The sequence below is a fragment of the Arcobacter sp. CECT 8983 genome, assembly GCF_004118855.1.
Lineage (GTDB): Bacteria > Campylobacterota > Campylobacteria > Campylobacterales > Arcobacteraceae > Halarcobacter.
Window position 1 is genome coordinate 1 of the sequence record NZ_PDKF01000017.1, and the last position, 680, is coordinate 680.

At 35.4% G+C, this 680-nt stretch carries 1 pseudogene; it reads right to left on the bottom strand.

The annotated features are described in order from the left end of the window. Nucleotides 1–680 (bottom strand): annotated as a pseudogene (locus CRV01_RS12920) (biotin attachment protein); the annotation flags it as partial.

A 680-nucleotide genomic window follows, 5' to 3' on the forward strand; every position in this document is an offset into this window, starting at 1 on the left:
TCGATATTCTCTTCTTTTAATCTTCCTTCCCAGTATTTAAAAGTCTTCTTTTCATCTCTATCAGCTATATCTAGTGGGTTTTCTTTTGTTGGTTCAAGTTTTAATTTTTCACTTGCTAATTTAACAATCTCTTCATCTGGTTCAACAGGAGTTTTACCAAAGTATCCAAGAACCATTTTTCCATAACCAGGAGCTATTTGTTTCCATGGTCCAAACATTACATTTGCGTATGCTTGTTGCCAATAAAATTGTGAAACTGGAGTTACAGATGTTCCGTATCCACCTTTTTCTACAACTTCTTGCATTGCTTTAATTACTTCTGGGAATTTATCTAAAGTTCCATTATCTCTCATCATTTGAGTATTAGCAGTTAATGCTCCACCTGGCATTGGAGAGAAAGGAATTAAAGGAGAAACTTGAGTAGCTTCAGGTGGCATAAAGTAATCTTTTAAAGATTTTTGTAAAGTATCTTGATATTTTAGTACTTTAGAAATTTCTAGACCACCTAGGTCATAGTTCATTCCTTTTACTGCGTGCATCATAGTTAGAATATCTGGTTGGCTAGTTCCACCACTTACGGGAGAGGCTGCTAAGTCAATACCATCTGCACCTGCATCTAATGCTGCTAAGTAACAAGCAACAGATACACCTGCTGTTTCATGAGTATGTAATCTTATATG